A 5,344-nucleotide genomic window follows, 5' to 3' on the forward strand; every position below is an offset into this window, starting at 1 on the left:
GGCCAGGGACCGCTCAGCAGGTATCTGAAATCGCAGTATGTAGTCCGTATTTTGCCAAATATTTCCCTGAAATGAGCAATTCTTTCCTTCTCCACGAGGTATGCGGCATCAAGAAGGAGGTTCTCTGTCTGCAACCTTTTATAGCTCCTGTCTGCAATGTATCCATTCAACATGTTATTAATGCCTTCGATGCTCCGGTCCGCCTCATGCTCAAATGCGTTATCAACCCTGTATTCAATGAGTTTTTCTTCAAGCAGGTTCCTTCCGGGCGATGCGCCGTTGGTCTGTCTGATACTGCCATCCCCATTCATCCCCTCTATAATACGGGCCTTTACTTCTTTGCCGTTCCAGAGGACCTTCAAGCCGATTTCGACCTTTCCGCAAAGCCTCTGCAGGTTAATTTTGAATTCATCATAAAGGCGCTCCATCATGAGGATGACATCTCCCTCTTTTCTGAAGACCGTATGAAATCTCATGGGGAGTACCGTATAGTGCTCCATCAGTTTCTCTATTGCCTTTTCGTGGACCATTATTGTCTCCGCATCGGTTTCTACCTTTCCTTCCAGATTGCTCGATACAATACCGATATCGTTATAAGGGATATTATAAACAGAAGCCCCTTCCAGCCCTGAGATGGACTCATTCAACTCTTCGGTAGCATCAATAATGCAGTATGTATAGATCCTCATAGGTTTTTCCCATTAACCCGCTTCTGCAAAAGGCGCTCCCCTAAGCTTCTCCATTGTCTCAACAGAGCTCAGTAGAACCTTAAGTCCCAGATAGACGAGATCAACGTCTGCCACGGAAATAACAATATCTCCTGATATGACCACACCCTTGTTCAATGCTCTGTCCAGAATTTCTAAAAGCGTTATATCTCTCGTTTTTGAAATCATCTTATTTATTTTTCATCCTTTCACCCATACTTTTTTAAGGGGGGCCTCCCTCTTTGCTTTGCTTTGCCTAAAGTAATATCCATATAGGAAAGCTTTAGTATCGGGGGAGGTCTGTGGAGGGATGTTGCTACCTTTATGTATCATCGGGTTTGCTCCTCATTATTTCCATTTTTCCTTATAGAATCTAATTCAAGAACTGTTTTATCAACTAAAATGCAGAAATTATACGGTGGCCATGGGCCTGTGCAGTCTATGCTTATCCCCTTCATTTTATATATTGCTTGAATCGACTTCACCGCTTCAACAAATCCATTGACATTATGTTGATTAACTAAAAATGCCACATTAAATATCATTTCATCATTTCTTTCTGTTACTTCTTTTGGTAATAATCTATTGATATGGGTTTTGAGGCTTTCTTTGCTGAGCCTTTCAAAGCAGAACCCGCAATATTCATTAATCTTTGCCTGGACAAGCTTGTTGAGCGTTTCGTCCTTTTTCTTTTTCAAAAGAAATGCCTTACCGGGCGAAGCAGATTCAATTTCTTTATCTATTTTTAAAAGCTCTTCATCTTCTTTAATAAGGGCTTTTTTTAATTTACCCATATCACAATAAATTTTAACCCCCCATTCTTTTTTGTCCTGTAAATTTTTTAAATGCATTTTAAGTTCTGTTCCATGTTTTTCAAGCATCGTTTTTAAACTGTCATCAGTATAAAATAATGTTGCAAATCTAAAAGGTATTACGCATGTTTCCTTCATAACCCCTTCTATTATCATTTCGTGTAATCCAGCTTTATTTTTGAGCCACTCCATATCATCCAAATTCTTCTTTAAATGTTCATCATCGAACTCCTCTTGCGGAACATTGCTCACTACAGCATATAGACTGTTGTGATGGATAGTATGCAAGCTGTCATCTAAGCTTTTCAGTTCCTTCAATTCCGGAGCCTTTTCTGTAACACAATACAAATAAATAATGTTATCCATCCTTTACGCCTTAAAAGGTTTAACTTGCTTGTTTCATCTGTTCTTCTCTTTCATAGGACTCTACTTCCAGATTTGCGTCTACCCTGACTTTGTAGATATTTCTATCATTTACCCTGGTAGGCAGCCCGAGCGACTTTATAAATGAACTTTCCTCATACACTTCTGCTTCTGCCTCCCAGCCATCACCAGAGTTAGTAATCCTGATAATTTTTGCATCTTCAACGTTGAGCACTTTTTTTAAAAATTCTGTAACTACCTGCATAGCTTTGTCTAAACGAGCCACTTTACACCTCCTCCTCTGCTTCTTTCATTCTTCTTATGGATTCAAGGTGAGCTAAAAGCTCTTTTTCTTGTCTGTCGTATTCCTCTCCATCAATTTCATCCAGCTCAAACCGTAGTTGTAATTCCATTAGCTTTTCCTTGACACGACCTTCGTCGGATACCTCCCTCTCAGCTACTTCATTAATTTTGTTGCCAAGCCATATAAGACCTTTCAATGGCGAAAGCAGTATGTCATCAATCAGAAACATATCAATACCCTCCTGTTTCAATCACAAGATTAACAAAGTTAAATGGTGGTATTATCCCGATATACTTAAACAGCATCTTTTCGCCATAATGTTCTGCAAGCTCATTGACCCTACGATCAAATTCTTTTTCTTTCTTCTTCTCTACTAAAAAAGCAGCATTCAACACCATACGATCCCCATACGCAGTGCTTGTTTTAAATTCTACTGACAAGGGCGACAGGGTATTCAAAATATGTTCTTTGTCAATCTCTTTTTCTTTTTGCAGGGCATTTTCAACCATCCTGCCTATTTCCGTACGTTGATAGTGGGTCTTTTCAGGCGGGAGGGATGCAACTTTCTCTTTTAGTACCCTTATATCTTCGTATTTCTTTAGGATGCATTTATAGATAAGCTCCTCTTTGTATAGTGCCTTAATTCCAAGCTCTTTTTTGTCTTCAAGCATAGTGAGTAATTCTTCAAATCTATCGTATTCATTTTCAAGGATATGCTTTATCTTCTCTTCACCTTCAGCAATTGTCCCGAACCTAACAGGCAGAACAGTAAATTCCTCCATAAGCTTCTCTATCACCTTCTCGTGTGCAAGGGTATTCTCCCTCGAAACCGGATACTTTATGACCGGGGAATCGCTTACTACTGCCCCCAGATTCTTGAAGCAAATAGCATATACTTCATCTCCTCTACCCCCGATCCCTATGTTTCCAAAACTTTCCTGCCCATTTGTTTCAACAATGCAGTATATATATTTCCCTTCTTTCACCACTTTATCTTACCCTCCGCTCTCTTATTACTTCAGTGAATAGTCGTTAGTGAACAGTGAACAGTTAAAGACATTTTATCAAGCTCATTGTCATTACTCTTTTGCCATATCTTCAAATCCTTGAAATTTTTAATCTTATCTTCCATAACTATTCACTTTTCACTGTTCACTGCCTTCATTTCTCCCACTCTTCAGGATAAATCACTATATTCAAAAAGTTGAAAACAGGGAATGGTCCTGTATATCTGAACTCAGTCCTGTCATAATACCTGCCGCCAAGGTCTTCTAAGATATTGTCAAATTCTTTCTCCCTGCCTCTATCTATTAGGAAAGCAGCGTTGATAAACATCTCTTCAAGTACTGTCCTGTTCAGCCTATAATCAATTGAAGCTTTTCTTAAGACATTCACAATAGTTTCTGCCTCTGCTTCTTTCTTTTTCTGGAGTGCTTTCTCAACCATCCTCCCAATATCTATAGTAGTTTTTCTATCTTTCTGGTCTTTACTTCTTCCCATCTTTCTCTTTACATGCTCAATATCTTTGTCTTCCACGGCAATTTCTCGAAAAATAATTTCCATATTTTTCCATACGCCTTTGATACCTAATTCCACCTTGTTGTTCATATCCTTGAGAAGGTTTCTAAATTCACTATTCCTTCTGTCAAGAAGGTTTCTTATCTCGTCAGCAGAAGGTGCAACAGTTCCAAACCTTACAGGGAGTATGCTCTCGAATTCTTTCATCACCTCTTCTATAACCTTTTCATGGGCAAGTAAATTTTCTCGACTTACTACAAATTTTGTCACTGGATGATTACTGACTACCATGCTGAGATCGCCATAACCAATAGTCAAAACCTCATCGCCCCTTCCACCTATGCCGATGGGGCCAAAGTTTCTTTCCTGCATTGTTTCAATAATGCAATAAATATATTTTCCTTCTTTCTCCATTTTACTCTTTTACCTTCACCAACAGTGTATTCCCTGAAATGCCTCCGCCTGCTTGCTCACAGGCAACGCAGTATTCAACAAGTGTTTTGTAAGCCTTTGTAATATTGTTAAATTCTTTTTCTATAGATGGGTTATCAGGATTTCTATCAGGGTGTGATAAAAATGCAGATTTCTGGTATGCCTTTTTAATTTTTTCCCTGCTTGAAATATCATCTAAGCCAAGAATGTTTTTTGCCTGCTCTATTTCCTCATGGCAAATCTTCTTTACCTCAAGGGTATAAAAGCTGTAGGGAGGTAATGGGCTGATGTATTTGAAATGCAACCTATCCGATAATCCGTCATTTAACTCATCAACCTTTTTCTCAAAGTTATCCTCATTGCATTTGCTAACAAGAAAGGCCGTATTGAGTACCATACCATCATCCATAAGCTCGTGTGCTTTGGAGCCATAGCTCAACGCCTCCAAAGCGCTCTGTATTTGAGATGCATATGCCTTTCTTTTCTCATCCAGTATTTTCTTTACCATATAGCCAATTCTCATCTGGTCTTCTAAGGTCATCTTTTTAGGATTGGCTAAAAGCCTTTCCTTAATCTCCTTTATTTCCTTTTCTTCGCCAATCTCCTTGAGCACTGAACCCAGATCGTTCCAGAGGGCCACAACATCAGTTTCAATTGTATCCCTCACCTTTCCAAAAATTTCTTTTATCATATTGTAGCCATGGGCAAGAATCTCCATTACTTCATCTTCGTCAGAAGCAAAAAATCCTAATCTCATAGGTATAATTGAATATTCAGACATTACCCCTTCAATGACCCTTTGATGTTTGACAAGCTGTTTTGCCAATGTGTCTCTAAATGTATGACTAAAATCAATAATCTCTGAATCAGCAACCAAGGCTGAAATGTCTTTATAGGGAATCGTATAAGCTAACTCATCACTTTCAAAGGACCTTCTATCGTTAGAACCTAAAACCCCGTATAAATACTTTCCCATCTCTGCCATATTTTATCCTCCCTGATTATCTATTTCAGATTGCAGATTGCAGATTGCAGATTTAAAATTTCGCATTCTTAAATCCGAAATCCGCAATTGTTTCTCATAGCTCATAGTTTAACCCTTAAGAGAAGCCCTCTGGCTCTCTGCTATCTTTAACGCTTCGTCAAAATGTTTCTTTGATATTTTAAGTTCAACGTTTTTTGCCTTTTGCCTTTCGCCTTTCTGCTCT

At 38.8% G+C, this 5,344-nt stretch carries 8 protein-coding genes; all 8 read right to left on the minus strand.

The genetic code is table 11. From position 1 onward, the window contains the following. Nucleotides 1-689 (minus strand): GvpL/GvpF family gas vesicle protein (locus NTU69_09730; GenBank protein ID MCX5803789.1); only part of this gene is annotated, 689 nt, incomplete at its 3' end. 12 nt (nucleotides 690-701) lie between these two features. Beyond that, nucleotides 702-896 (minus strand): gas vesicle protein, encoded by a 195-nt coding sequence (locus tag NTU69_09735; protein MCX5803790.1) that lies wholly within the window; start codon nucleotides 894-896, stop codon nucleotides 702-704. 140 nt (nucleotides 897-1,036) lie between these two features. Beyond that, nucleotides 1,037-1,885: a GvpL/GvpF family gas vesicle protein gene (locus NTU69_09740; protein MCX5803791.1), complete on the minus strand. Its 849-nt coding sequence runs from the start codon at nucleotides 1,883-1,885 to the stop codon at nucleotides 1,037-1,039. Between the two features lie 19 nt (nucleotides 1,886-1,904). Continuing rightward, nucleotides 1,905-2,168 (minus strand): gas vesicle protein, encoded by a 264-nt coding sequence (locus NTU69_09745; protein MCX5803792.1) that lies wholly within the window; start codon nucleotides 2,166-2,168, stop codon nucleotides 1,905-1,907. A gap of 1 nt (nucleotide 2,169) precedes the next feature. Beyond that, nucleotides 2,170-2,415 carry a gas vesicle protein GvpG gene (locus tag NTU69_09750; GenBank protein ID MCX5803793.1) on the minus strand — a complete coding sequence of 82 codons (246 nt, stop codon included), beginning with the start codon at nucleotides 2,413-2,415 and terminating at the stop codon, nucleotides 2,170-2,172. A gap of 1 nt (nucleotide 2,416) precedes the next feature. Continuing rightward, nucleotides 2,417-3,172 (minus strand): GvpL/GvpF family gas vesicle protein, encoded by a 756-nt coding sequence (locus tag NTU69_09755; GenBank protein ID MCX5803794.1) that lies wholly within the window; start codon nucleotides 3,170-3,172, stop codon nucleotides 2,417-2,419. Nucleotides 3,173-3,347: 175 nt separating this feature from the next. After that, nucleotides 3,348-4,118, minus strand: coding sequence for a GvpL/GvpF family gas vesicle protein (locus NTU69_09760; protein ID MCX5803795.1), 771 nt, complete (start codon nucleotides 4,116-4,118; stop codon nucleotides 3,348-3,350). Between the two features lies 1 nt (nucleotide 4,119). Then, nucleotides 4,120-5,121 carry a GvpL/GvpF family gas vesicle protein gene (locus NTU69_09765; GenBank protein ID MCX5803796.1) on the minus strand — a complete coding sequence of 334 codons (1,002 nt, stop codon included), beginning with the start codon at nucleotides 5,119-5,121 and terminating at the stop codon, nucleotides 4,120-4,122. Nucleotides 5,122-5,344: the final 223 nt, after the last annotated feature.

It is taken from the genome of Pseudomonadota bacterium, assembly GCA_026388215.1.
Classification (GTDB): Bacteria; Desulfobacterota; Syntrophorhabdia; order Syntrophorhabdales; family Syntrophorhabdaceae; genus JAPLKF01.